Below are 25,475 nucleotides of genomic sequence, written 5' to 3'. Positions count from 1 at the left end.
CGGATATGGCCGGCGCGTTCGGGAATGTGCGGTGCGCCGTTAGTCGCGCGGCTCAATCCCGAGCTGGACCGCGAGGCGGCGAACGATGGAAAGCACAAGGGAGCTGGCGCTCTTGGCATATTCCTCGAGATCGAACTCGCGGGAGGAAAGGGCGTCATAGCTCTCGTCACAGTTGTCCGAGATGGCGCGCAAGACCAGGCAATCGATGCCGTTCTTGGCCGCGACGTGTGCGATGGCGGCGCCCTCCATCTCCACACAGTCGCCCTGCGTAGCGGCGATTGCGGCCGCCTTGGCCTCGGCACCGCTCACGAAGCGGTCGCCCGTGGCGATCGTGCCGCGCAGGAAGCGCTGCGGCTCGGAATCGGTGTTGTTGCGACGGAAGAGGGTGGCGTCGGCCTCGGCCCGGGCGGTGGCGGCATCGCCCTCGGAGAGCGCGGCATCGACAAAGCCGTGAGCGCGCAGGGTCTGCTCGGCGAGCTCGACGAGGAAATCGCTGCTGGAGAATTCCTCGAGGCCGGGCGCGGATTCGGCGATGAGGGCGGTGTCGGTGTCGAGGTAGCGCAGCTGCTCGCCGATTACGACGTCGCCGATGTGCAGGGCAGGGTTGAGACCGCCGGCGATACCGGAGAAGATGATGGCGTTGGCGCCGTGCGCGCTGATGAGGTGCTGCGCCGCGGCCGCGGCGTTGACGGTGCCCATGCCGGCCGTGGTGGCAACGATCTCGAAGCCGTGGTATTCGCCGCCCACGATGTGCAGGCCGGCCTCGTCGGCGACGGTGCCCTTCTCGACGGCGGCGTAGATCTGGCGCACTTCCTTCTCGAGCGCTCCGATGATGGCGATGACAGGTGCCATGGGTCTCCAATCTTCAAATTCAATCGCGACCTATTCTACCAGCACAGAGTCTCTTGGATCTCAATTGGGGACAGGTACAAATTGAGACCATTCTCGATTGCGGGCGGCGTGTTTGACCGGTGAAAAACGTCTCAATTTGTACCTGTCCCCAATTGAGACCCCCGTTGGGGTCCTGTGCAGATATGGCCCCAATTCGATAGACGTTCCGTGATGATTCACACTGCGTGCAATAATGCACATCGAGTGAAATATCCCATATGGAAAGGACTCGATGCACAGATGGAGGCCATGCGTCCCCTGAAGTCGGATCGGCGTATCCTGCGCTCGCAGCGCGCTTTGCGCGAGGCCCTTGTGGCGGAGCTCAGCTCGGGCGTGGACATTGCCCGCGTGAGTGTGGCCGCGCTCACCGAGCGTGCGGGCCTCACGCGCCGCACGTTCTACTCGCATTACAAGGACATCCCCGATTTCATCGAGCAGGTCGAGAACAGCCTGTTCGATGAGATTCGCGTCCGCGTCCGCGCCATTGCCGAGGCGACGTTGCCCGATCTGTACAAAAACATCGAGCGCCTCGAACCGGCGCCCGGCTCGGTCGAGTTGCTCACGTACATCTCCGAGAACCGCGACCTCATTGGCGCCCTCATCGGGCCCGGCGGCGACCAGGCCTTCATCAAGAAGGTCATCGACATGTCGTGCTCTGAGGTGTCCGACCGCATGCAGACCGGAATCCTTCCCGCCGCCGTGGGTGCGTTCTTCGACTACTACCTCGCTTCGGTTGTTTCCGCCGAGGTCGGCGTGGTCCAGCTGTGGTTCGAGCGCGATCTGGCGGAGAGCCCCGAGACCATGGCGCGCATCATGACGGTGATCGCCTTCGTGCGTCCGGGCGACCTGTACGGCATGCCCATCGACGTCAAGGTCCCCGCCTACGGTGCCAAGCTCATGGGACTGAATATTGACATTCCAGCTATAGACTTCAACGACAACACCTCAGGTTCCACAGGGAGGAACGACTGATGACCGACATGCAGACTAAGGCCGTTGAGAACGCGGTTTGGAACCCCGAGAACGCGCACGGCGCGCTCCACCTGGGCATCGACGTTGGCTCCACCACCGTCAAGCTCGCGGTCCTGAACGACGAGAACGCAATCGTCTACGCCAAGTACCAGCGTCATCACACCGATGTTCGTGCATGCGCGCGCGACCTGTTCGAGGGCGCGGCGTCGCTGCTGCCCGAGGCGCAGATGACCTGCGCCATCACGGGTTCGGGCGGCCTGTTGCTCTCCCAGTGGCTCGGCCTCGAGTTTGTGCAGGAGGTCATCGCGAGCAAGCGCGCGGTGGAGACCCTGATTCCGCAGACCGACGTCGCCATCGAACTCGGCGGCGAGGACGCCAAGATCATCTACTTCGACTCGGGCATCGAGCAGCGCATGAACGGCACGTGCGCCGGCGGCACCGGTGCGTTCATCGACCAGATGGCAACCTTGCTGCACACGGATGCCGCGGGGCTGAACGAGCTCGCAAAGCGCGCCGAGAACATCTACCCCATCGCCAGCCGCTGCGGCGTGTTCGCCAAGACCGACGTCCAGCCGCTGCTGAACGAGGGCGCCCGTCCCGAGGACGTGGCCGCCTCCATCTTCCAGGCCGTGGTGACGCAGACCATCTCGGGCCTGGCGTGCGGTCGCCCCATCCGCGGGCATGTGGCGTTCCTCGGCGGCCCGCTGCAGTACCTCTCTGAGCTGCGCCACCGCTTCTACCTCACGCTCGACCTCGACGACGAGCACATCATCGTGCCCGAGAACGCGCATCTGTTCGTGGCCTCCGGCGCTGCCATGGCGCATGAGTCGAGCAAGCTCGTGCGCCTCGGCGAGCTCGTCGAGGCGATCGATGGCCTGGGCGACACGCAGGGCGCCGAGGTCGCCCGCCTCGAGCCGCTGTTTGCGACCGACGACGACCTGGCCGAGTTCCGCACGCGCCACGCCAAGGAGGTCGTGCCCCGCGGCGAGCTCGAGGGCTACACGGGCCGCGTGTTCATCGGCTTGGACGCCGGTTCCACCACAATGAAGGCGGCCATGGTGGGAGAGGACGGCCAGCTCCTCCACACCTGGTACGGCAACAACAATGGCGACATCCTGGGCACGGCCAAGACGATCATGGCCGACTTTTACGCGCACATCCCGTCAGGGTGCACGATTGGCCACGTGACCACCACTGGATACGGCGAGGCCCTGCTCATCGAGGCACTCAAGGCCGATTCCGGCGAGATCGAGACCGTGGCGCACCTGCGCGGCGCCCGCGCGTTTTTGCCCGGTGTCGAGTTCATTCTCGACATCGGCGGCCAGGACATGAAGTGCCTGCGCGTGCGCGACGGCGTGATCGAGCACATCATGCTGAACGAGGCGTGCTCCAGCGGATGCGGCAGCTTTATCGAGAGCTTCGCGGTGTCCATGGACATGGACGTGCGCGCCTTCGCCGCCGAGGCGATCGCCGCCCGCGGCCCCGTCGACCTGGGCAGCCGCTGCACCGTGTTCATGAACTCCCGCGTGAAGCAGGCGCAAAAGGAAGGCGCCACGGTGGGTGACATCGCCGCCGGCCTGTCCTACTCCGTCATCAAAAACGCCCTGTTCAAGGTCATCAAGCTGCGCGACCCCAAGGAGATTGGCAGCCAGGTGATCGTCCAGGGCGGCACCTTCATGTCCGACGCCACGCTGCGTGCGTTCGAGCTGCTCATCGGCGTGAACGCCGTGCGCCCCGATATCGCCGGCTGCATGGGCGCGTACGGCGCGGCCCTGCTCGCGCGCGACCGCGCCGGCGCCACCGGTACCTCCACCGTGCTCTCGGCCGACGAGATCGCCGGTCTCACGGTGGCTCAGCGTCATGTGCGCTGCGGTCGCTGCTCCAACAACTGCCAGCTCACGGTGAACGACTTCGGCGAGGGGCGCAAATTCATCACCGGCAACCGCTGCGAGAAGGGCGCGGGTCACAAGAAGCGCAAGACCGAGGCGCCCAACCTGTTCGCCGCCAAGAACAAGCTGCTGTTCGACCGCGAGTGCCTGAGCCCCGACGAGGCCCCGCGCGGCACGGTGGGCATTCCGCGCGCGCTCAACATGTACGAGAACTATCCGTTCTGGCATGCGTTCTTCACGCGGCTGGGCTTTTCGGTGGTGCTCTCCGACAACTCCAACAAGGCAACCTACGAGAGCGGCATCGAGTCCATGCCGAGCGAGAGCGTGTGCTATCCGGCCAAGCTCTCCCACGGCCACGTGATGAACCTCATCGCCAAGGACCCGGATTTCATCTGGATGCCCTGTGTGCGTTGGGAGCGCAAGGAGGACCCCACGGCGGGCAACTGCTACAACTGCCCCATCGTGATGAGCTACCCCACGGCCCTGGGCCTGAACGTCGACGCCATCACCGAGAACCACGTCGAGTTCATGTACCCGTTCGTGCCCTACCATGACAAGGTAGAGCTCAAGCGCCGCCTGTACGAGCTGCTCGCCGTGGAGCGCGTGGCCGACGCCGAGGCGGGTCGCGGCCGTGTGCGCGGGCCCAAGCTCACCCGCACCGAGATCGATCAGGCCGTGAACGCCGCTTACGAGGCCGACGCGCGCTTTCATCAGGATATCCAGACCATGGGCGAGGAGGCCATGCGCTGGATCGAGGACAATGGCGGGCACGGCATCGTGCTGGCAGGTCGCCCGTACCACAACGATCCCGAGATCAACCACGCCCTGCCCGAGCTTATCGCGAGCTTTGGGTTCGCGGTGCTCACCGAGGATTCCGTGGCGCATCTGGTGAAGCCCGAGCGTCCGATCCGTGTGGTTGACCAGTGGATGTTCCACAGCCGCCTGTACGCCGCGGCGCGTTTTGTGACCATGCGCAACGACCTCGACCTCATCCAGCTCAACTCGTTCGGCTGCGGCCTGGACGCGCTCACTACCGATCAGGTCCAGGAGATCCTCGAGGCGAGCGGTAAGATCTACACCGTGCTCAAGATCGACGAGGTGTCCAACCTGGGCGCCGCGCGCATCCGCATCCGCTCGCTCATGGCCGCCCTGAAAGACCAGGAGGCCGAGCGCGCCGCCGAGGCGGCTGCCACGGGCGAGGCGTACGAGCAGGGCGAGGCCGCGCCCGTCGCGCCGAGCTCTGATGCGCCGGTGTTCGCCACGCACAAATACGCCCTCGAGCCGCAGCGCGCCGCCGCGAGCGCGGCGTTTCCCAAGGTGCCCTTCACCGAGGAGATGCGCGAGGCGGGCTACACCATCCTGTGCCCGCAGATGGCGCCCATCCACTTCGACCTCATCAAGGAGGTCTTCCGTGCCGGCGGTTACAACCTGGAGCTTCTGCCCTCCACCGACCGCGGTGCCGTGGAGGCGGGTCTGCGCTATGTGAACAACGACATCTGCTATCCGTCCATCCTGGTGACGGGTCAGATCATGGAGGCCATCGAGAGCGGACGCTACGATCTGTCCAAGACCGCCGTGGTGATCACCCAGACTGGCGGTGGCTGCCGCGCCACCAACTACATCGCGCTCATCCGCAAGGCCCTGCGCGACAGCGGGCACCCCGACATCCCGGTGATCAGCCTCTCCGCCGTGAAGCTCGACGAGAGCAACCCGGGCTTTAAGCTCACGGTCCCGTTGCTCAAGTCCTGCGTGTACAGCGTGCTGTTCGGCGATCTCATGATGCAGATGCTCTATCGCACGCGTCCCTACGAGGCGGAGGAGGGGGCTGCCAACGAGCTGTTCGAGGACTTCATGGAGCGCGCCCGTCGCCTCGCGCCGACGTTCACGCGCCGCAGCTTCACCAAGCTCTCCCGCGAGGCCATCACGGCGTTCGACACGCTGCCGCTCACGGGTGAGGGCTCCAAGCCGCGCGTGGGCGTGGTCGGCGAGATCCTGGTGAAGTTCCACCCCACGGCGAACAACCACGTGGTGGACGTCATCGAGGCGGAGGGCTGCGAGGCCGTGGTGCCGGGCCTGCTCGACTTCTTCCTGTATTCCATGAGCAACGCGCGGGTGCAGAAGGACGAGCTGGGCAGCTCAGCCGCGGCGCGCGCCAGCATGGACGCTGCGATCGGCCTGGTGGATTGGATGCGCAAGCCCGTAGACGAGATGCTCGAGAAGAGCGATCGCTTCGAGCGCCCCGAGCCCATCTCCGTGATGCAGGACAAGGCACGTCAGATTCTCTCCCTGTGCAACAACATGGGCGAGGGCTGGCTGCTCACTGCCGAGATGCTCGACCTGATCGACCATGGTGCGCCGAACATCATCTGCACGCAGCCCTTCGCGTGCCTGCCCAACCACGTGGTGGGCAAGGCCGTGATCAAGGAGCTGCGCCGCCTGCATCCCGAGAGCAATATCGTGGCCGTTGACTACGACCCGGGCGCGAGCGAGGTCAACCAGCTCAACCGTATCAAGCTCATGATCAGCGTGGCCAAGGAGAACATGCGCGCGGGCAAGGGTTTTGTGATGGAGCCCATCGCCACCATCCGTCGCGACTCGGTGACAAGCCGCATGAAGCCGCACCATCTCACGAGCGATGCCGAAGTGGAGCGCGTGGCGCACCGTCTGAGCCGCGGTCTGCACTGGAAGCGCGCGAGCAAGAGCGACGGCGAGGAGTAACTGCGCTCCCATGCGACGCGGCCTTGCGGCACGGGTGGAGGATATGAACGGTACGACCTTCACATCCTCCATGAAAGGTGCTGAGTCGTGGTTGTCGTGGAGGATATGAACGATTGCACCGTTCATATCCTCCATTGCGCACAGCGGGTAGCGTCCGGACCTCAATGTAGGAACCGCTGAGCACATGGGCGACCGCGTTCGTCATCGCATTCTTAGCTAGTCGAGCACGTGTGCCCCAAAGGGCAGCAACGAGAGCTTCGCCATCTTGAACTCCTGACATCCCGGGGAATACCGACGATGATGATGCAGAACAGGTGCCCGATGCCGAATCGGTAGAGTGCGGTGAAGATGCCGCCGAGGAGCGTCTAAATGATGTTGCCGAGAAGGCGCGTGGGAGCTCCCATCCGAGTGTCCGTGTGCTTATGTTGTATGACCCTCGCCGCTCATGCGGGCTGCTTGAGCTATTGTTGCTGAGGAGGCTTCACGCCATCCTCTTTTGCACGCTTCTCTATTTGATCTTGTATGCGCGCCCAGAGCTTCGAGCGAATGCTTTTCGCGTTCAATACGGCCCGCAGTTTCTCTTTTGGCTCGGGAATAATGTCGATGTCGATTTCCTGCTCGTCTTTTAGGTCTTTGAGGAGTATCGGGTCGTTCAAGATGTTGATTCCAAAGCAGAGCAGCACGGAAAGGTACATGCTTGAGTCTTTCCACCATGCGGTTCTAAAGTCGGCCGAGGGAAGCCAGTCGGTTTTAGGGCGGTCAGGATTCGTGTCCGTAAAGCCGGAAAAGCCCCAGACTTTGCAAATCAAGTTGCTTAGGGCGTGGTCCAGGCAGCTGCAGTATGGCCAGCCGCTACTTATACTGCCGTGGAAATCAAGTTTCTTCTCTTCCAGGGGTTTCGGCATCGCGCGCTTTTCGTACCAAGTCCAATGGATGCCATCGCACTTGTGTCCACCCCAGACACCCCCCTTGTTCCTGTCAAGCTCGGGGTCGCTCAATAACTCGGCATAGTCGCTCAATACGCTGCACCCTTGGGAGTATTGGAGCCACAGATCGTCAAACAGGTAGCTGTTTGCAAATTGAGTGCGCATCAGCAAGATGAGCTCTCGTGCCAGGTCATCCCGCTTACTCATGAAGCACTCCAAATTCTTGACCCTACTGTCGAGCTCACCCGTTATCCTCTCCCACTCACTTGCAAACTCTTCGGGGTTGTCTGCATGGGGTCGGATCTGCTCGAAGATGCCATCTAGAAATTTCCTAGTAGTGAGCGTTGATTCACTGGCCATATCTTGCCTTCTCTCTTTCAATCCGCAGGGCGGGTGCGTTCGATATCCGCGGGCATTAGCTCATTCCCGTCCACTCGCAGTCTACTTCCTCGGGTGTAACGGGGCGCATTTCGTGCGTTTCATCGTCGATGAGCAAAACGCTTCCATCGCCGAGCGGGCGGAACTCGAAATCGGTCGAGAATGTGTCGCATGCCATGAAGCGCTCGCCGCGGAAGCCTTGCTCTTCCAGTTCGCGGACGGAATAGACGGGTGTATGGCCGATGATTTGGTTGAGGTGCGGCATCCCGAGGACCGTGAGTTCGCTGGTCGATGCCCATAGGGGCCCGGGGATGCTTATGCCGCCGCGGCCGGGGCCGCAGAGGTTGAACAGCAGGAGTTCCTCATCGTTTCCATGCTCGAACATCTCGGTCAGCGCGTGGTCGAACGCGGTGTTGAGCTGGTCGGCGAGCGACTCGGCGGTATACGACGGCTCGTCGAACGGCTCGGCTTCGACATCGATTTCGAGGACGATGTCCGCGAATTGGCTGGTAAGTCCCGCATGCGTGGCGAGCCATCCGTCGACGGCGGCCGCCATGCGCACGTTCATCTGCGCGAGCATGCGCCGGACGGGGACGATGCAGTTCAAATTGGTGCCGGGTCCCTGGCGCTCGATGAGATATTGCACGTCGTGGTTCCCCAGCAGGACGTCGATCCGCAGGCCGCGCGTGCGCGCTCGATCGACCCAATCCACCTGATATTCCAGTCCTCTGAGCAGCTTCTCGGCATCGGTTTCGTCCCTGTTGGGGCTGTAATCATCGCAATAATCCCCGAGCAACACGACCCGCCTCGCGCCGAGGAGCCGGACGGCGCTGTCCGCGATCGGTAAGATCAGATGTTGTTTTTGGTGCATGTCCCCAACGACAATCGTCCTCATGCCTTCTCCTTCCGGGGAGGGTTAAACAATATTGAAATCTTATAGTCACTTCTCCCTATTAATAAATAAGTTATTTAAAACAGCTGGTAGATGGCAATGGAAAATCGTCAGGGATAGAGGGTCGAAAAATAACGCATCTAGTGACTGCGCGTAATCAGGTAGACGGAGATTTGCGGTGAGGTGTACTCGTCGAATTCCTCTTCCGGTTCCGTGTCGAAGAGGGCCCAAGCGCGCAGGGTGCCGGTGTCGTCGAGGTCCGTGTCGATGGCGGTATAGTAGTCGCCGGCGAGGAAGGCCTGGCGGAATTCCTCGGGCAGCACGGGCGCGTTGACGAGTCCCGTGTCCAACAGCTCGATTCCCTCCGCTTCGATATCCACGCTGGAGATCGCCTCGTAGAAGCGCGCGAAGCTCTCCTCGGCAAAGGCGAGGTTCTCCTCGGGCGTGCGCGCGATGTTGACGTCGGCGTTGTAGACCACGCTGTCGACGTTGCCGTATTCGTCCGTCTCGATCGAGACATTTGCCACGATGTCGCCGTTTTCATCGGTGATGTTCCCGCTTACGCGGTAGCCGCTGTCCTGACGGTGCTCGAGCGGTTCGTCGGCGAGGGTGTAGCTGCACACGGGTTCGAGTGCGGCGTTGAATGCCTGGATGGCGCGTGCGGAGGCCTCTTGGGAAGCCGAGGACTGCGCGGCGGAGTCGATGAAGCGCGGTACGAAGGCGAGCGTGAGGAGGAGAAGAGGCAGGCCGATCACGAGGAGGCGCGTGCGGCCGAGCCCGGGGAGTTCCATCCCGTGAACGCGCGCAACTGCGGCCGCGGCCCGGCTCATGCGACGCATGGTGTCGAAGAGGCCGTATGCGGACATGGCGGCGCCGGCGATTTCCAACCCTGCGCTCAGGGCATCGAGGTCGTCGTTGTCCAGGGTGTCGACCAAGCGCCCCGCGGCCGCCACGCCGATGCCGCCCGTGACGGCCGGGTTCGCCCCGATGTTCGCGTTACCGCCGATGGCCTCACGCTCGAGTTCCTGCCAGTGGGCGCTACCAAGCCCACGCCTGGCGACCACCCCGCAGGCGATGCACACCGCGCCCTCGGCGATCATGAAGGCGGCCATGGCGATCAGCTGCAGGTCTCCAAAGCCTTTGGAACCCAGTCCGATGTTGTCGATCATCACGAGCAGGATCGCGAGCCCGCCTGTGAGAAACAAGGAGACCAGGGAATACCAGGCTGCCTTGGGGAGCAGGTAATAGCGCTTAACCAGCTTTGCATCGCTTGTGCTGAGCATGGGTCCTCCCAGGTTAAACTGCGTATTGTCATTTTGAGGCGCGCTGTCGGCAGCCCTCTTTTCGGGGGAGGACGTCTTCGCGTCTCGGTTCTCCTGAGTATGCCGCAGACGGGGAGGGAGCATCATGGGGCGATGGTTCCAATCCGTGAGTGGAGTGATAATGTCGCTGCCCGTTATGGTTGCCCGCTACCTCCTGCAAAACAGCTCGCGTGCTCGCTCCTTGAGGTTCGTCGCGCGGATGATTCCCTCATATGCCTTCAGCTTGATCTCTGGGAACGCGTTGAAGAAACGCAGTTCACGGCGGGTAAGAACGGTCTTCAGCTTTTCGGGGGTGGAGATCTCGGCGCGCTGGGCAATGCTGCGGGCATGGCGCACAACCAGCCTGAGGTTCTGCCCGCCCTCGGCCATGAACGAGGGCATCTCCACCTTGCCGCGTACGGCCTCGAAGGCGCTATCCGACATCTCGGCGAGCCATGAATTGAGTTCCCCGCTCCGGGCTTTGATTCCCGCAGCAGAATCCAGTGCCGCATCGGGCATTCTGTCGAGCAGAGAGTTGGAAGCATCTTTGAGCGAGTCGTTGACCTTGTCGGCGAGTTCGATTCTGAGAAGCTCGAGCTTTTGCGAGAGCTGACGCCAGCTGACCAGCGTGAACACGGTGTCGATGACCAGGAGCGCTGCGCATGCAAAGGCTGCCGCTGCCAGGATGGTCGGCGGTATGAGTTCCAATGCGTTCAGCAGGGCGGGTTCGGCGATACGGCAAATGAGCACCGCCCCCGCTCCAAAGAGCGCGGCGCCATAGAGGCAGACCCTGCCGTTGATGTTGAAGGGGAACTTGGAGTAATCCCAGAATCGCGCTCCGGTGATCCGTTCGAGCACCGCTCCTACGCCGTATTCGATCGCGCTGCATACGAGCGCGGCGGCCGCAAACTGAACGGCGACGCTCGGAATGTCTCGCAGCAGAAACCAGCATGCGAGTGATCCCACACCGTAGATGGGGCAGCATGGGCCAAGCAGGAATCCGCTGTTGGCAAAGTGCCCGTAGTTCGCAAGGGCGCAGATGGTGGATTCGTAGAGCCAGCCAATGAATGAGAAGACGATGAACGACAAAAACAGCGCCGATAGGGGAGCGCCCGTCGAGTTCAGTTCAGAGATGATCCCGCTCAAGTCCGTCATCATTGCGATACCTCCTTGCAGCCTGTGGAGCGCTTGGGTAGCCGCCCCGCGATGGTTTCATGGAGCGCACAGGCCTTGTCGGCCAGGCACACCAACCATGCTTCGCGGCAGGTGGGAGGGATGGGAACCAGCGGGAACATGTGACGGGAGATGATGTTGCGCTCTCGTTCGGTCAGGTCGTCAAAGTCCTCTTCCGCGCGGGCGAGCGCGGTGAATGGGTGCGTGAACCCATGCAGGCGATGCGATGGGTCGGGGTCGTGCCAGTCGTAGAGGAAGTAGTCGTGAAGGAGCGCACCGCGGATGAGCGAAGCGCGATCGATGCGGATCCCCAGGCGCTCGAGTCGCCCGGCCATGGCGAGGCTGGCGCGTGCAACGGAGATCACGTGTGCATGCACGCTCATGGTGCCGTGCTGGATAAAGCTTCGCGTGAGGCCGAACCTACCCTGCGTTTCTAAGATATGGGCGATGTGGGCAACCTCGTCGATGGGGCTGGTTGCGCAACGCATGGGGCAGGCTTCCGCGCAGGCCTTTCGCGATTCGCGCATCGCGCGATCCTCAAGCACATTTGTCATCGAGTGGCTCCTCACGAGTGTCCCTTGGGCGCAAACCGACACGGTTGCCCAGCGTTAAAGATACAACGTTACCATTCGGATGCGAATGCTCTGTAGACGCGGGGGTTCGTTCATAAAAACTAGTGCCGTGGGCCCTGCTTTCCGCATATGAAAAAGACCCTGGGGCGAACCCCAGGGTCTTTTGCGATCCGTTATGGAAAGCGTTTTGCGAAGCGTTGCCTCGGTTTAGCCGAAGTAACGAGCCAGGAGACCGGCGAAGGCCTTGCCGTGACGGGCCTCGTCGCGAGCCATCTCGTGCACGGTGTCGTGGATGGCGTCCAGGCCAGCGGCCTTGGCGCGCTTGGCAAGGTCGAACTTGCCGGCGGTGGCGCCGTTCTCGGCCTCAACACGCATCTCGAGGTTCTTCTTGGTGGAGGTGGTCACGACCTCGCCCAGGAGCTCGGCGAACTTGGAAGCATGCTCGGCCTCCTCGTAGGCGGCCTTCTCCCAGTACAGGCCGATCTCGGGGTAGCCCTCGCGGTGGGCAACGCGGGCCATGGCCAGGTACATACCGACCTCAGAGCACTCGCCCTCGAAATTGGCGCGCAGGTCCATGATGATGTCCTCGGTGACGCCCTCCTCGTGAGCAACGCCCACGATGTGCTCGGCGGCCCAGGTCATCTTGCCCTCCTCGACCTTGGTGAAGCGGTCGCCGGAGACGCCGCACTGGGGGCACTTGAAGTCAGCGGGCAGCTCCTCGCCGTCGAACTCCTCAACGAAACCGCAAACGGGGCAAACGAACTTCATGTTTGTTCTCCTTTGAACACAGGCGAATGCGCTCCTTGGGGCGAACCCGCGGTCGCGCTTTGACATCTGCATTATGGCACAGTTTCAGAATCATATGAGCCTAAAACGGAAACATATTAGGATTCATTCTCAAATAGTTCACAAATGAGCGAACGTGCAGTTCAAGGCCTTGGGGAGATGGTCGTGGAATGGCGATCGGCGTGTTGACGGGGAAGATGGAGCGTCTAAGTGTCCGTCCGAACAGGCCAAGAGCTGATTGTGCCCCTGCTTTTGTCTGGACGCTCAGGGAGGGGTGGCGGCGGGTGGTTCTGCAGCGGCAACATGGCGCGCGAAAAAGTTCTCAAACCCTCAAAAGGGGGTCACAAAATATGCGTTTCCGGGAAAATGGTCAAAATACCCTGATTGTGCGCTGAAAGCGGGGTCAAAACACTCGTGCATATTTTCTCGCGCGGGGCAATCCTGGGGTTTTGCCGATGGCGGCTGGAGGCAATGGTTGCCACGGCGCGTGGCTGGCCGGATCGGTTTTCTCAATTCTGGGCAAACGCGACTGCGCCACTGATTGCTCGGCGCACAATCGGGGTATTTTGACCACACCGAGCAAAACGTATCGGGCCGAGGGGGCGACGGTCATGAGCGTATGCATTTTTGGAGAGTCAGCGCTCGAATTTATGCGATCGAGCGGGCGATTAGCGCCGGAGTTTTTGGATAGGCCGCGCACGCAAAAGCTGGATGGCTGCGGCATATCGCCAAAAGCGATGTTTACGGACGACATGGAGCGCTTGGGTGTGAAAACGCGCCCCGTGCATATCCTGGTGTCCAAAGAGTCGGGCGCCCGTAGCCGCGACGACATCGTGTGCCACCGCAGTGCGGCGGAGTTACCACCTCGTTCGCTTATTTACGTGAATAGGGATGTCTTGGTGACGAGCCCGGCTCTGACATTTCTGCATCTTGCAACGGTTGACCTGCACAAGAAGCGGCAGCGCACCGTCGAGGAGCTGGCGCTGATCGGCCTCGAGCTGTGTGGAACCTACCTCCTCGATGATTCGTGGGATGGCCTTACCAACACGGCGAAGCCCCTGACTTCCGTCGAGCAGATCGCACGCGTGTTAGATGCGATGCCCGGAGCGCCGGGAATCGTCCGGGCCCGTGAGGCGCTTGAGCTGGTCAGCGACGGGTCCAACTCGCCCATGGAATCCGTTCTGTGCGCATTGCTTACCTGGCCGCGGCGACTCGGTGGTTATGCCCTCGGGCCCGTCTCGCTCAACCATCGCGTCTCAACCGCCGACGGGGACCGCTATGTGGACGTTGCATTCCCCGGTCATAAGGTCGGTCTCGAGTACAAGGGTCGCAAGTTCCATGCAATCGAGCAGGCCGGCCGCGATGACCGCAGGCAGAACAAGTTGGTGGGTTCGGGATGGACCATATTGAACGTCTGGTACGAGGACATTGTCGAAGAGCATCTATATAACCAGCTCGTCGCGGACGTTGCGCGTGCGATGGGCATTCGGCTGAGAATCCGCAGCGGCGGTTTCGATGCTCGTCGCAATGTGCTGCGCATGCAGCTCATCCCCGCATTCAAACAGTACGCTGCGGCGTTGGCGCGGTAGTTGGCCAAAATACAAGAACGCCGCCAATCGCGAGGTCGCGAGAGGCGGCGCGGGGTGAGATCCGTGCGTGGGCATGGGGCCCGTCTCCGGCGGGTCATCGGGGCGAAGGGCCGCCGCAAGACGAGGCCCGAGCGCGGTTACAGGATTTGCACCTGGCAGCTCGCCATGGTGGCGATCGCGGCGTCGTGCGCGGCGGGGGTGACGCCGGCGCACAGGGCGGGATTCACTGCGAGCGGGACCTCGGGCAGGTGCGCCTTGATGGTGAGGGCGTTGCTGACCACGCAGATGTCGGTGCATAGACCGCAGAGTTCGATGGAGTCGATGGGCGCGACGTTGTTTTGCGCGACAAGCCAGTGGGCGAGGTCGAGCGATCCGAACGAGGGCTTTTCGAACACGGGAGCGCTGCGGCGGGCGCGAATCGTTTCGAGGGTGGGTGCGAGTTCCCAGCCGGTCGTGCCGGTGATGCAGTGGGGAATGGGCAGATTGCGACCCTCTTGCGTGGCGGCGTAGTCGCTGCCGTGGGTGTCTTTGGTGAAAACGACCGTACCGTCGAAGCTGCTGGCGCGCTGGGCGACTGCTTCGACGATGGCCTGCGCCTCGGGCGTGCCCAGGGCGCCGTCGATGAAGTCATTTTGCATGTCGACGACGATGAGATAGGAGTTGGACATGGCGAGGGCTCCTTTGGTGAGTTGAGCTGGGACACATCTGAAATGCCGGCTGCCTGCCATTATATGCGGCGCTTTGGTATCCTGGCCATGACCTGTTGTATTTTGAAATGGTGTGAGCATGGCTAACGTCGAGGAACACGTGAATGCAACTGCTGAAAATGGCTTGAGTCGGCTCGATCTGGTTGGCGCTTCGGCCGGGGCGAGCGTTGAGTTCGATAGTCGTCCTCATTTCATTTCGAATTCGAAGACAACGGGCGACAACCTTCTGTCGGTGTTGCGTCGTCAGTTCGCGGATCTGGGGGAGAACGACACATTCGACTTCTGCGTCGCATTCGTTTCCGAGGGCGGCCTGACGTGTCTGGTGCAGATGCTCTCGGAGTTGAAGGCCCGGGGCATCAAAGGACGACTGCTCACCTCGACGTACCTTAACTTCAACAGCCCCGATGTGTATCGAAAGCTCTTGACGTATGACAATATCGAGACGCGCGTTTACCAGCAGAATCTGCATGCCAAGGGCTATATGTTCAATAGGTCTGGCCTGAACACCGTGATCGTGGGCAGCTCAAACCTGACGGACCGAGCACTGACCTGCAATCAGGAGTGGAATGTCCTCTTCCGTTCTTATGGTGCGGATGGTGCGGTCGGAGATTTGAAGCGCGAGTTCGAGCTGCTTTGGAATTGCTCGGAGACGGCGCCCCTTACCGAAACGTGGATCAGCCATTATCGTGAGTACATTTCAACCGCAATGGCACCCCGTCCTAAGGGCAAGGCCGCTTTTTCGGACGGCAGCACCATTGCCGTTCTCGGAGAGAACGAGGCTTCGAGTAAAAAGATCAAGCCGAATAAAATGCAGGAGAAGGCGCTTGAGGCCCTTGCTGCTCTGCACGAGCGACGTGATCCTCGCGCTCTGCTCGTTTCGGCAACGGGTACCGGAAAGACGTACCTCTCGGCCTTTGATGTGAAGGCGGCGGCCCCGGTCCGTGTCCTGTTTCTGGCGCACAGGAAGCGTATCCTCACCGCATCAATGGCGAGCTACAAAAAGTTGTTGGGGGATAACTACACGTACGGCTTGTATAGGGCCGGTGGCGATGGAACCGAGTTCACCTGCACCTTTGCGATGTGTTCGACCATCTGTGGTTATCTCGACAAAATCGATGCCGAGCTGTTCGACTACATCGTCATTGATGAAGCCCATCGCGTGGGGGCGAAGGGCTACCAGCGCATTCTTGAGCACTTTAAACCAAAGTTTTGCTTGGGCATGACGGCGACCCCCAACCGAACCGACGGCTATGACGTCTTCGCCCTGTTCAACCATGTGATCGCCTACCAGATCACCTTGCAAGACGCTTTGCGCGAGGACATGCTCGCGCCGTTTCACTACTTTGGTATCGCCGACCTTGCCATCGACGAGGAAGAGCAGAGTGACTTCACGCTGTTTTCCAAGCTCACGAGCGAGGCTCGCGTGAACCACATCATCGATAAGATCGAGGAGTACTCGGTCAAGAAAGATGGCAGGAAGGGCCTGGTGTTCTGCAGCAGGCTGGAGGAGGCGCGTGAGCTGGCGAAGCAGTTCACCCAACGCGGATACAAATCGGAAGCGATTGACGGCAACGATAGCAATGCGGAACGAGATGAGGTGATCCGCAAGCTTGAAAGCGGCGAGCTTGAGTACATCTTTTCGGTGAACATTCTGAACGAAGGCGTCGACATCCCTGCGGTCAACCAGATCATCATGTTGCGCCGGACGGAGTCTTCCATCGTGTTCGTGCAGCAGCTTGGTCGTGGCTTGCGTAAGGCTGATAACAAGGAAAGCACGCTGGTTCTCGACTTCATTGGAAATTACCAGCAGAACTTCTTGATTCCCGTGGCCTTGTCGGGCGATAAGACCTACAACAAGGATCGTTTGCGCGCGATCGTAAAAGAGGGGAGCACGGTTATTCCTGGCGCCTCTACCGTGAGCTTCGACCGCGTGTCGGAGGGACGAATTTACCAGGCAATCGATCAGGGCGATTTTACCGCTGCTCGGTTTTTGAAGGACGAGTACCTTGGGCTGCGCCAGATGCTCGGCGCGATTCCCTCGTTGCTCGATTTCGATCGCAACGGATCGATCGACCCATTGCTCATCTTTAATAAATATGACTCTTATCACGGTTTTCTGTCTCGATATGAAAAGGCGTACGACGTCACATTCAGCGAGGCGCAGGAGAACATTCTCAAATTCGTTTCAAAGAAGCTCGCGAACGGTAAGCGCGCCGATGAACTGTATCTGTTGCGTGCGCTTCTTGCACGGGATGGGGCTTTTGCTGTTGTCGGTGGCGGCAAGCAGCCGAGTGCGGAGAGCTCTGTTGGCACGAGAGTGGCAGCTCTGAAGTCCGCAACGAATGTGCTTAACGGTGGCTTTTCTTCGCCGAATTGGTTCGTATCGCTCGTCGAGGAGGGGGCCGATGGTGTCCTTCGCTGGACGGATGCGGCCCGTGCAAGTCTGCTGGATCCGGAGTTCAGGCGACAGTTGAATGAGGTCGTCGAATTCGGTATTCATCGCCATGAGGAACTTTACGCGCAGACATATCGGGATACGAGCTTCGTGTTGAACGCGAAGTATACCTATGAGGAGGTATGTCGCCTGCTCGGATGGGATCGAAGCGAAACGCCGCAAAACATCGGCGGTTATATGTACAACGAGAAGACGAATACGTTCCCGGTGTTCATCAACTACGATAAAGCGCCCGACATCAGCGACACCATCAAATACGAGGATCGTTTTGTCTCGGATTGCGAGCTCATCGGCATCTCGAAAAAGAGACGAACGCTTGCATCGAAGGATATTCAGCGGCTCATGGCATGGCCGGGTAACGGCATGAAAATCTATCTGTTTGTTCGCAAGAACACGAACGACAAAGGAAGTAAGGAGTTTTATTTCCTCGGCCAGATGCACCCGACGGGGCATTTTGTGCAGACGATGACGATCGCGAACGAGAACGCCGTCGAAATCGGCTATCAGTTGGAAACGCCCGTCAGGCGCGATATCTATGAGTACATCACGAGCGTGTTTGTTGAGGGCGACGAGGCATAAAGTCGGGGGCTCTATGCCAGGCTTGCCTCGATCGCCTCTACCACCTTGATGTCGGCCGGAAGCCAATCGACCGACCAGAGGTTGTCGAGGGGCAGCCACTTCATGTCTTCGTGCTCGGTATCGACAATGGTGCCGGAAACAATCGAGCAGGCGAAGCAATCCATCGAAAGATGGAAGGTGTCGTAGTCGTGCTCGGCAGTGTAGAGGTGACGTGCGACCTCGATATCGACGCTCAGCTCTTCTTTGATCTCGCGGATGCAGGCCTGCTCAGCAGTCTCATTGGGTTCGAGTTTGCCGCCGGGAAACTCCCAGCCGCCCTTGAACTCGCCATATCCGCGCTGGCAGGCGAGGACCTTATTGCCGTTTAAGATGATTGCTGCTGCTACGTGGATGGTTTTCATGAGGATGCTCCAGGGGTCGAGAACTTTTCGCACCGATTATAGGGCGTCTTAGATTGCTTGAGGTGTGGTCGATATAGTTTTGTCCGCACGGGGCCGTACCTTTGGGTCGTAATGAGGGGCACGTATGGAGTCGTGCGCCCCGGCGATCGAAAGGGGTCAATCATGTACGAACCGTCACGCAACTTATTCTTATTTCATATCGCCGGGTTTCAACACCACGATGGCGCGTTAGTCTTGGGCGATCTCAAGGCCGGTAACGCGCTGGAGCTCGTGCCCGAGCGCAGCCCTTGGCACCATGTCCGCGCCGCCGTGTTCGTGCGCGACGCAAGGTGAGGCGAGATGGACTTCGTTTCGAGTGCCGCACGGACAAATGTCATAGCGACGATATCATATCCCGCAAAACTCTGCGACCAGATCGTTGCGGCCGAAAGCATCTTTTAGCACCAGGGTGCCGAGTGATTTTTCGTATTTCACCGCCAAGCCATCCCAGGGCAGTCCATCCCAAGTTTTCTTTCCAATCCCAATTACTAGAATTGGGCAGGTCCCCAGGTCGCCACGTAAAATGCGCTCGCGCGCTTTTTCAAAATTTGCCGTAGTTGTTGTGCGGTAATCCACGGTTTGTTTTTCCGAGGCGAAATCAGGCTCGATCTCAATGAATTCTGCCCACGCCTCATCCGCAATTACGCGAGTCTCTTCATGCATTCGAGTAATAAGGATTGCTAGATCAATAAGGCCCTCATTGTGCCAGGCGCGATAAGCGGAGAAATCTCGGTCAAGATTGCCATCTTTGGGATTCCATTCCACATCTAATGCGATGCGACCCTTTACGTTGTCGACAGAATATCCTTGTTGATATGTTTCCGATACCAGATGATTGTTCGCATTTTCACCCAAGGGATCTTCGGCAACGGTCGGAGCGTTCTGCCCCTGAAAAATGAAAGCCCTTTTATAGAGGTCAATTCTTGCCTCAATCCAGCCTCGGTCGGAGAAGGCTCCGTCAAGAATGATCGGAATTGGCCCGCGATTTCCCCCTTTCGTTAAAAGCAGGCGTGAGCTTAAGACGAAGTCGTTTAACACCTCGATAATGTCATTTAGTTCCAACGGGCAGACAGCTTCTGCAATTTTGCTCGCGGAGCCCGTTTCCATAAAGGTGTATTTATCTAAAATGTTTGCAGGGAAAACCTCGTTATATGTGTTTGTCTCAACCATGTTCAATCCAATCGCCCTAAGTTCTAACATAAATAGATCTAAAATAAGATCTATTTATGTTAGAATATCCTCATCTGAACCGAAGGAGTGTGTCCTGTATGAATTATGAACCGCTGCCGACCGTTGAAGGTGGTTTTTCTACGGTATTATCGGATCCACCTTGGAGATTTCAAAACAGGACCGGGAAGGTTGCGCCTGAACACAAGAGGTTGGGAAGGTATGCCACCATGTCCTTGGAAGAAATCAAAATGCTGCCCGTGTCTAGCGTGACGGCAGAAAATGCCCACCTCTACTTATGGGTTCCAAACGCCCTTCTTCCCGAAGGCATTGAAGTTATGGAGGCCTGGGGATTTCGGTATGTTAGCAATATAGTCTGGGCCAAGCGACGTAAGGACGGTGGACCAGACGGTCGTGGGGTCGGCTTCTACTTTAGAAATGTGACTGAACTTCTATTATTTGGCGTCAAGGGTCACATGAGGACTCTGGCGCCTGGTCGGAGTCAGGTCAATATGATTGAAACGCGAAAACGAGAGCATAGCAGAAAGCCCGATGAGCAGTATGAACTAATCGAGTCGTGCTCCCCGGGTCCGTATCTTGAAATGTTTGCAAGATACCCACGCGAACACTGGGCCGTCTGGGGTAATGAGTCTGATCCGGATGTTGTTCCGCAGGGAAAGGTTTATAAGGGATACGAGGGCGGTCCTATACTGCCCGAGCTGAGCCCAAACGAACGGCTCCCTAAAGAAGTTTCAGTCAAAGTTGCAATTGCGCTTAGAAGGGAGTACGAGTCCGGGGCATCAATCAGCAGCTTGGCAGCCGAGCATTCTTATTCGATCCAACGCGTTCGCACTCTTCTTATATCTGCGGGAACGGAGTTAAGAAAGCGCGGGCCGAAGAAGGCTCTGTAGAGTTTGTATGTTGCAAGGGCATGAACGCTCCTTCGGGTTGGGTATTGAGTACATGGGTAGCTTCAGATCTCGATGGATGCTGAGAAATATCTAGGCAAGGCGCTTCGCTGTACGCTCGTTTAACGATGTTGCTCGTTAACGTTGATTGGCTAGTAAGAGCGTCGCAGAGCCTCCTGTTCGGCAAACATGAAAAGACTCGAGAACTGTTCGAGAGTGCCTAGCTCATAATTGTCAAATCTCGCAGAGCGATGACCGCTTACATCGCCGCAGGCTTGGTCGAGCTGCTGCACCAATGTTCTTCTACGGGTACGGCTCCGCTTTCGAGTGCCGCGTGCTGCAAGTCGTGCCCGAGCGCAGCCCTTGGCACCAAGTCCGCGCCGCCGTGTTTGTGCGGGACGCGCTCTAGAATGGCGGCATGGTTCCCCCTGCATTCCCATGGAGGTGCGCATAACGCTATCCCTGTATATCGTGCCAGTGGTTCGCGACCGCGAGCGATATCGCGACCTGCTTCTGCTCGCCGATGAGCAGTGGGGCATGGTCGAGCGCTATCTCCATCGAGGCGAGATATTCATTGCGTTTGAGCGGGGCGATTGCGCCTGTGCATCACCTGCTGCCCCCTGTTTCGCCTCTGCAGGCGAGGACGACCCCGACGTATCGGTCCGTCCGGAGGAGGCGCTCGGGTGCATGGTGGTGACTGACGAAGGCTTTGATGAACGGGGGCACCGCGTCGCCGAGGTCAAGAGCCTCGCCGTCTTACCTGCGAGCCGGCGCCGCAGCGCGGGTCGCGCCCTTCTTGATTTTGCGGCGGCGCGCTATTCGTCGACGCACGACGTCTGCAGGTTGGAACGGGTGACAGCTCTCTCATCGTGCCATTTAACGAGGCATGCGGCTTTGTGCGGTCGCATATGCTGTCCAACTTCTTCATCGACAACTACGACCATCCGATTTTTGAAGCCGGGGTTCAGCCCAGGGGCATGGTGTATCTGCAAAAAGAGTTGTAGGGGGCTTCGAGCTGCACGGTATCAGCTGGATGGTAGCATTCGCAAGACGAGGGGTGTGTCGAGCCGAAGCACCCGCCCGCCCGAAGTTTTGTCCGGGTGGGCGGTTATAGTTTGGAGCATGAGGAGCGGGCCCGAAGAATTCTTCGGGCATACGAGCGAGGAGCGCATATGAACCAGATCACGTGCCCCAAGTGCGGGACGGTCATCAATCTCGATGAGAGCGATTACGAGGGTATCGTTCGCAAAGTGCGCGACGACCAGTTTGTCCATGAGGTGGAGGAGCGTGCCGCCTCGCTGCGTCGCGAGCACGAGCAAGCCCTCGAGCTTGCCCGTTCTCAGGCCAAGGCCGAGCTCGACCGCGTGATGGCCGCCCAAAAGGCGGAGCTCCAGGAGGCACTCGCCCGTAGCTCGGCTGAGCTGCAGGAGGTCAAGGCTCGCAGTGCGTCAGAGCTGCAGGAGGCCCGTGCTGCCAGCGCCGCGGCCCTGCAGCAGGCCCAGTCTGCCGGAGCCGCTCAGCTCGCAAAGGAGCAGAGCGAGCGTGCGGCCGAGCTCATGCGCGTCCGCGCCGAGGCGGATGCTCGTGTCGCCGAGCTCTCTGCCAAGCTCGAGTCCGCCGTTGAGGAGCGCGAGTCTGCGGTGAGGGTCGCCGCCCAGCGCGAGCGCATGGTTGCCCAGCAGGATGCCGCCGATCAAAAGGAGGAGCTCCGCGAACAGCTTGCCGCGCGCGATGCGCAGATCGCCTCGCTCAAGGCCCAGTTGGATGCCGGCGCCACTCAGCGCGATCTTGCGGTGACGCAGGCGGTGACCGAGGCGCGTACGACATTTGAGGAGGAGCGCGCCAAGCTCGCTCGTGATCTGGACGCCGCCCGCTTCGAGCTCTCCCATGAGCAGGAGGTCCGCGCCGCCGAGAAGCAGCAAATCGAGACCGCCCACACACTCGAGATCGAGCAGGCCCGCAAGAGCGCTCAGGACCTCATCCGCTACAAGGACGAGGAGATCGAGCGTCTGCGCGATATGAAGGCGCGCCTTTCCACCAAGATGGTGGGCGAGACCCTCGAGCAGCACTGCGAGACCCAGTTCAACCAACTGCGCGCCACGGCGTTTCCGCACGCCTACTTCGAGAAGGACAACGACGCTTCCGACGGCACCAAAGGCGACTTCATCTTCCGCGAGTGCGATGAGGCCGGTAACGAGATCGTCTCGATCATGTTCGAGATGAAGAACGAGAACGACACCACGGCCACCAAGCACAAGAACGAGGACTTCTTCAAGAAGCTCGATTCGGACCGCAAGAAGAAGGGCTGCGAGTACGCGGTGCTGGTCACCCTGCTTGAGCCGGAGAGCGAGCTGTACAACACGGGCATCGTGGACGTGAGCTATCGCTACGAGAAGATGTACGTGATCCGCCCGCAGTTCTTCATTCCCATGATCACGCTGCTGCGTAACGCCGCCATGAACGCGCTTGCCTACAAGCAGGAGCTCGAGCTCGTACGCCAGCAAAACATCGATGTCACGGAGTTTGAGGAAAAGCTGCTGGGATTCCAGGAGGGCTTCAACCGCAACTACGATCTGGCAAGCCGCAAGTTCCAGACGGCTATCGACGAGATCGACACCACCATCAAACACCTGCAGAAGGTCAAGGACAACCTGATCTCGAGCGAGAACAACCTGCGCTTGGCGAACGACAAGGCCCAGGGGCTCAGCATCCGCAAGCTTACCTGGGGTAACAAAACCATGAAGGCGAAGTTCGACGAGGCTCGCGAGGAGGCGGAGCGCGCTGCCCGCGAGGGCGTCACCGTCGAGGAGGCGCCGGGCGCCGAGCCCGATCTTGCGGATGGCTGCGAGGTGTAGCGGGCGATGGGGAAGAGTGAGACGCGTGTGACAGCCGATGCGCTGAAGCGCAAGCGCGAGCGCGAGCAGGAAATCGTAAGCCAGATGATCGCCTTGTACTGCAAGGGCAATCATTCCGCGCATCGTTCGGCGCCGCTGCGAGAGCGGGGCGGCGAGATGCAGCAGGTGCAGGAGGGGGCGGCCCTTCGGGAGCGGGACTCTGGGGAGCAGCGGGACCTCTGCCCCGAATGCGCCGAGCTCGAGGCGTATGCCCACGCGCGCAGCGAGCGCTGCCCGTTCATGGAAGAGAAGACGTTCTGCTCGAATTGTACGGTGCACTGCTACCGGCCCGAGATGCGCGAGCGCATCCGCACGGTGATGCGGTACGCGGGTCCGCGCATGCTCTTCCATCACCCCGTGATGGCGATACGCCATATGCTCGAGTCGCAACGCGAGCGACGGCGTGTCCGCTCATCACGATAGGAGAAGCAATCTGGTCTCGAGCGAGAACAACCTACGTCTGGCGAACAGCAAGGCCCAGGGGCTCGGCATCTGCAAACTCACGCGGAGCAACCCCACCATGAGGGCCGCGTTTGCCGAGGCACGAGAGGAGTGTGCGCCCCCGGACGTCTACGCGTCCCGCTTGGGCGTGAGCGCAAAGGTCATCACGAGGAGCAACGCAGTGAAGGCGACGACGAACGGCCAGCGCGTGGGATCTGAGATGCTCGACAGGCCGATGGCGAGCGAGCTGGCGAGTGCGATGGCCGGCGCTGCGGCACGGCGGGCGCGCGTGAGCGCAGGGGCATCCTCGCACAGCGCCCCACGCAGGGCCTCGATGTAGTACAGCGGCAGGATCAGCATGGTCATTGCCACCACGACCTCGGAGATGTCGCCGTTGGGAAGCAGCCCAAGAGTGCTCACCACCGTGTGCACCCCTACCCAGAGCAACGTGGTGACGAGCGCGATCATGGCGCTCACCACCGGGAAGCGCAGGGTCGGGTTCATGCGGCTCACGATGTGCTCGAACGGCATCATGTGGTGAAGTGCCAGGGACTGGGGCATGCGCAGGGTTGCGAGCACCATGCCGTTGGCGCCTCCGAGAACGGCGATGAAGGCGATGACGTTGGGCAGCGCACCGGCTTGCTCGCCAAAGAGCTTGACGAACATGAGCGAGAGGCTGGCGTCGCCCGCCTCGATGACGGTTTGCGGGCCGAGGAAGCACGAGATGCCCACGAAGTACCCCAGATAGAGCACGAGGATGATGATGGGCGCGGCGACGAGGGCGCGGGGCAGGTTGCGCCGTGCGTCCTTAAGCTCGGGGGCGATGCTCACCGCGGAGCTCCAGCCGTCGAAGGCAAAGGCGATGGGCGCAGCGGCGGCGATCCAGACGGTGCCGGCTGCAGGGGCGGCGGCGATGTCGGAGCTCAGCTGAGCGACCGGGTCGTTCACCATGAGGCCGATCACGCCTACAAGCACCAGCGGCAGAGCCTTGGCCAGCGTGGTGAGATTTTGGAAGTAGCCGCTCAAGGTGGGCCACAGGATGTTCCACGCGGTGCAAGCCAACAGGAAGACCAGGCCGATGCTCATCTGCCAGGCAAACGTTCCGGGCAGGTTGAAGGTCATGCACGCGTACACGCCCACAACCCAGCTGAGCACGGAGCAGACGACGGGCATGTACAGAAAGGTGAAGTTCCAGCCGATGAACGCGGCACGGCGCGGGCCCAGGAATTCCTCCGCGTAGGCGATCAGGCCCCCGTGGCCGGTGGTGCGCGCGGCAAAGCGGGCCAGGGTGAGGCCGCCGAAGACGATGGTCGTGGCGGCGAGCAGCATCATGGCGACGCCGAGCGCGACGTTGCCGCCGGTGGCGATGAGGATGTTGTCGGACTTGAAGAAGATACCGGAGCCGATGCAGATACCCACGATCAGGCAGATCGCGGTGAACAGCGAGTAGCGCTTCACCGGGGCGGCATCGGCGTTGGCGGCGCCGCCTTCGGTGGCGGACTTGGAGGAAGAGGTCATGGTTTCCTATCCCAGGCGTCGCATGCGGACGCTCATGTCGATGGGCTTGGCAGTGAAGGGCGCGGTGGTGGCGAGTCCGTCCACGCCGGTGGCGGCGTATTCCCCCGCGTTTTCGGGGTTGACGCCTCCGGCGGCGATGATGGTGAGGCGCGGGTCGAGCGCGCGCAGGTTGCCCACCAGTTCGGCCAGCTCGTCGACCGCGACCTTGTCGAGCTGGACGCCGTCGACGCCGGCCCAGGCAACGGCCCCGCGCGAGGCGGCGCAGGCGCGTGTGCAGGC

At 60.5% G+C, this 25,475-nt stretch carries 19 protein-coding genes and 1 pseudogene; 8 read left to right on the top strand and 12 right to left on the bottom strand.

Annotated features, from left to right (window positions below):
• Positions 1–39: 39 nt before the first annotated feature.
• The gene (locus tag COLINT_RS07810) at positions 40–852 is read right to left on the bottom strand and encodes a 5'-methylthioadenosine/S-adenosylhomocysteine nucleosidase (RefSeq protein WP_006723933.1); all 813 of its coding nucleotides are present in this window, start codon (positions 850–852) and stop codon (positions 40–42) included.
• 288 nt (positions 853–1,140) lie between these two features.
• On the opposite strand from COLINT_RS07810, the gene COLINT_RS07805 reads away from it, so the two are divergent.
• Entirely contained in the window at positions 1,141–1,863 is a 723-nt protein-coding gene (locus COLINT_RS07805; protein WP_156780385.1) for a TetR/AcrR family transcriptional regulator, read from the top strand.
• The gene (locus COLINT_RS07800; RefSeq protein ID WP_006723931.1) at positions 1,863–6,470 is read left to right on the top strand and encodes a 2-hydroxyacyl-CoA dehydratase; all 4,608 of its coding nucleotides are present in this window, start codon (positions 1,863–1,865) and stop codon (positions 6,468–6,470) included. Before COLINT_RS07805 ends, COLINT_RS07800 begins: the two co-directional genes overlap by 1 nt.
• 461 nt (positions 6,471–6,931) lie before the next feature.
• Here COLINT_RS07800 and COLINT_RS07795 read toward each other — a convergent pair whose 3' ends face one another.
• The 6 genes from COLINT_RS07795 to COLINT_RS07770 all read right to left on the bottom strand — a co-directional run bounded on the left by COLINT_RS07795 (position 6,932) and on the right by COLINT_RS07770 (position 12,480).
• Positions 6,932–7,756 (bottom strand): hypothetical protein, encoded by an 825-nt coding sequence (locus COLINT_RS07795; RefSeq protein WP_006723930.1) that lies wholly within the window; start codon positions 7,754–7,756, stop codon positions 6,932–6,934.
• Between the two features lie 55 nt (positions 7,757–7,811).
• Positions 7,812–8,669 (bottom strand): metallophosphoesterase family protein, encoded by an 858-nt coding sequence (locus COLINT_RS07790; protein WP_006723929.1) that lies wholly within the window; start codon positions 8,667–8,669, stop codon positions 7,812–7,814.
• A 137-nt stretch (positions 8,670–8,806) separates the two neighbouring features.
• Positions 8,807–9,949, bottom strand: a complete 1,143-nt coding sequence (locus tag COLINT_RS07785) for a hypothetical protein (RefSeq protein ID WP_039910732.1) — start codon at positions 9,947–9,949, stop codon at positions 8,807–8,809.
• A 186-nt stretch (positions 9,950–10,135) separates the two neighbouring features.
• Positions 10,136–11,122 carry a putative ABC transporter permease gene (locus tag COLINT_RS07780; RefSeq protein ID WP_169302885.1) on the bottom strand — a complete coding sequence of 329 codons (987 nt, stop codon included), beginning with the start codon at positions 11,120–11,122 and terminating at the stop codon, positions 10,136–10,138.
• Positions 11,122–11,628: an HD domain-containing protein gene (locus COLINT_RS07775; protein WP_039910793.1), complete on the bottom strand. Its 507-nt coding sequence runs from the start codon at positions 11,626–11,628 to the stop codon at positions 11,122–11,124. Before COLINT_RS07775 ends, COLINT_RS07780 begins: the two co-directional genes overlap by 1 nt.
• A 291-nt stretch (positions 11,629–11,919) precedes the next feature.
• Positions 11,920–12,480, bottom strand: a complete 561-nt coding sequence (locus COLINT_RS07770; RefSeq protein ID WP_039910730.1) for a ferritin family protein — start codon at positions 12,478–12,480, stop codon at positions 11,920–11,922.
• 785 nt (positions 12,481–13,265) lie between these two features.
• Here COLINT_RS07770 and COLINT_RS07765 point away from each other — a divergent pair.
• Positions 13,266–14,087 carry an endonuclease domain-containing protein gene (locus COLINT_RS07765; RefSeq protein ID WP_233418446.1) on the top strand — a complete coding sequence of 274 codons (822 nt, stop codon included), beginning with the start codon at positions 13,266–13,268 and terminating at the stop codon, positions 14,085–14,087.
• A gap of 137 nt (positions 14,088–14,224) precedes the next feature.
• Here the strand turns inward: COLINT_RS07765 and COLINT_RS07760 are convergent, their stop codons facing one another.
• Complete coding sequence (locus tag COLINT_RS07760; RefSeq protein WP_006723923.1) at positions 14,225–14,755, bottom strand: cysteine hydrolase family protein; 531 nt, start codon at positions 14,753–14,755, stop codon at positions 14,225–14,227.
• Between the two features lie 118 nt (positions 14,756–14,873).
• On the opposite strand from COLINT_RS07760, the gene COLINT_RS07755 reads away from it, so the two are divergent.
• On the top strand, positions 14,874–17,828 hold the full coding sequence (locus COLINT_RS07755) for a DEAD/DEAH box helicase (RefSeq protein WP_006723922.1): 2,955 nt from the start codon (positions 14,874–14,876) through the stop codon (positions 17,826–17,828).
• An 11-nt stretch (positions 17,829–17,839) separates the two neighbouring features.
• Here COLINT_RS07755 and COLINT_RS07750 read toward each other — a convergent pair whose 3' ends face one another.
• Positions 17,840–18,229, bottom strand: a complete 390-nt coding sequence (locus tag COLINT_RS07750) for a (deoxy)nucleoside triphosphate pyrophosphohydrolase (RefSeq protein WP_006723921.1) — start codon at positions 18,227–18,229, stop codon at positions 17,840–17,842.
• Between the two features lie 162 nt (positions 18,230–18,391).
• Here COLINT_RS07750 and COLINT_RS08675 point away from each other — a divergent pair, with 162 nt between their 5' ends.
• Complete coding sequence (locus COLINT_RS08675) at positions 18,392–18,562, top strand: hypothetical protein (protein ID WP_169302884.1); 171 nt, start codon at positions 18,392–18,394, stop codon at positions 18,560–18,562.
• A gap of 54 nt (positions 18,563–18,616) precedes the next feature.
• Here the strand turns inward: COLINT_RS08675 and COLINT_RS07740 are convergent, their stop codons facing one another.
• Positions 18,617–19,438: a BglII/BstYI family type II restriction endonuclease gene (locus tag COLINT_RS07740; protein ID WP_050750580.1), complete on the bottom strand. Its 822-nt coding sequence runs from the start codon at positions 19,436–19,438 to the stop codon at positions 18,617–18,619.
• A 98-nt stretch (positions 19,439–19,536) separates the two neighbouring features.
• Between COLINT_RS07740 and COLINT_RS07735 the strand changes: the two genes are divergently transcribed.
• The 3 genes from COLINT_RS07735 to COLINT_RS07715 all read left to right on the top strand — a co-directional run bounded on the left by COLINT_RS07735 (position 19,537) and on the right by COLINT_RS07715 (position 23,660).
• Positions 19,537–20,346, top strand: a complete 810-nt coding sequence (locus COLINT_RS07735; protein ID WP_039910728.1) for an MT-A70 family methyltransferase — start codon at positions 19,537–19,539, stop codon at positions 20,344–20,346.
• Between the two features lie 1,169 nt (positions 20,347–21,515).
• Positions 21,516–23,198, top strand: a complete 1,683-nt coding sequence (locus COLINT_RS07720) for a DUF2130 domain-containing protein (protein ID WP_006723916.1) — start codon at positions 21,516–21,518, stop codon at positions 23,196–23,198.
• 6 nt (positions 23,199–23,204) lie between these two features.
• Positions 23,205–23,660, top strand: coding sequence for a nitrous oxide-stimulated promoter family protein (locus tag COLINT_RS07715; protein WP_006723915.1), 456 nt, complete (start codon positions 23,205–23,207; stop codon positions 23,658–23,660).
• 147 nt (positions 23,661–23,807) lie between these two features.
• Here the strand turns inward: COLINT_RS07715 and COLINT_RS07710 are convergent, their stop codons facing one another.
• Together COLINT_RS07710 and COLINT_RS07705 are read right to left on the bottom strand one after the other, a co-directional pair.
• Entirely contained in the window at positions 23,808–25,196 is a 1,389-nt protein-coding gene (locus COLINT_RS07710; RefSeq protein ID WP_006723914.1) for an APC family permease, read from the bottom strand.
• Between the two features lie 6 nt (positions 25,197–25,202).
• Positions 25,203–25,475 (bottom strand): annotated as a pseudogene (locus COLINT_RS07705) (ModD protein); the annotation flags it as partial.

Source organism: Collinsella intestinalis DSM 13280, assembly GCF_000156175.1.
In the GTDB taxonomy this organism is placed as follows: domain Bacteria; phylum Actinomycetota; class Coriobacteriia; order Coriobacteriales; family Coriobacteriaceae; genus Collinsella; species Collinsella intestinalis.
This window is presented reverse-complemented; position numbering and strand designations above follow the sequence as displayed.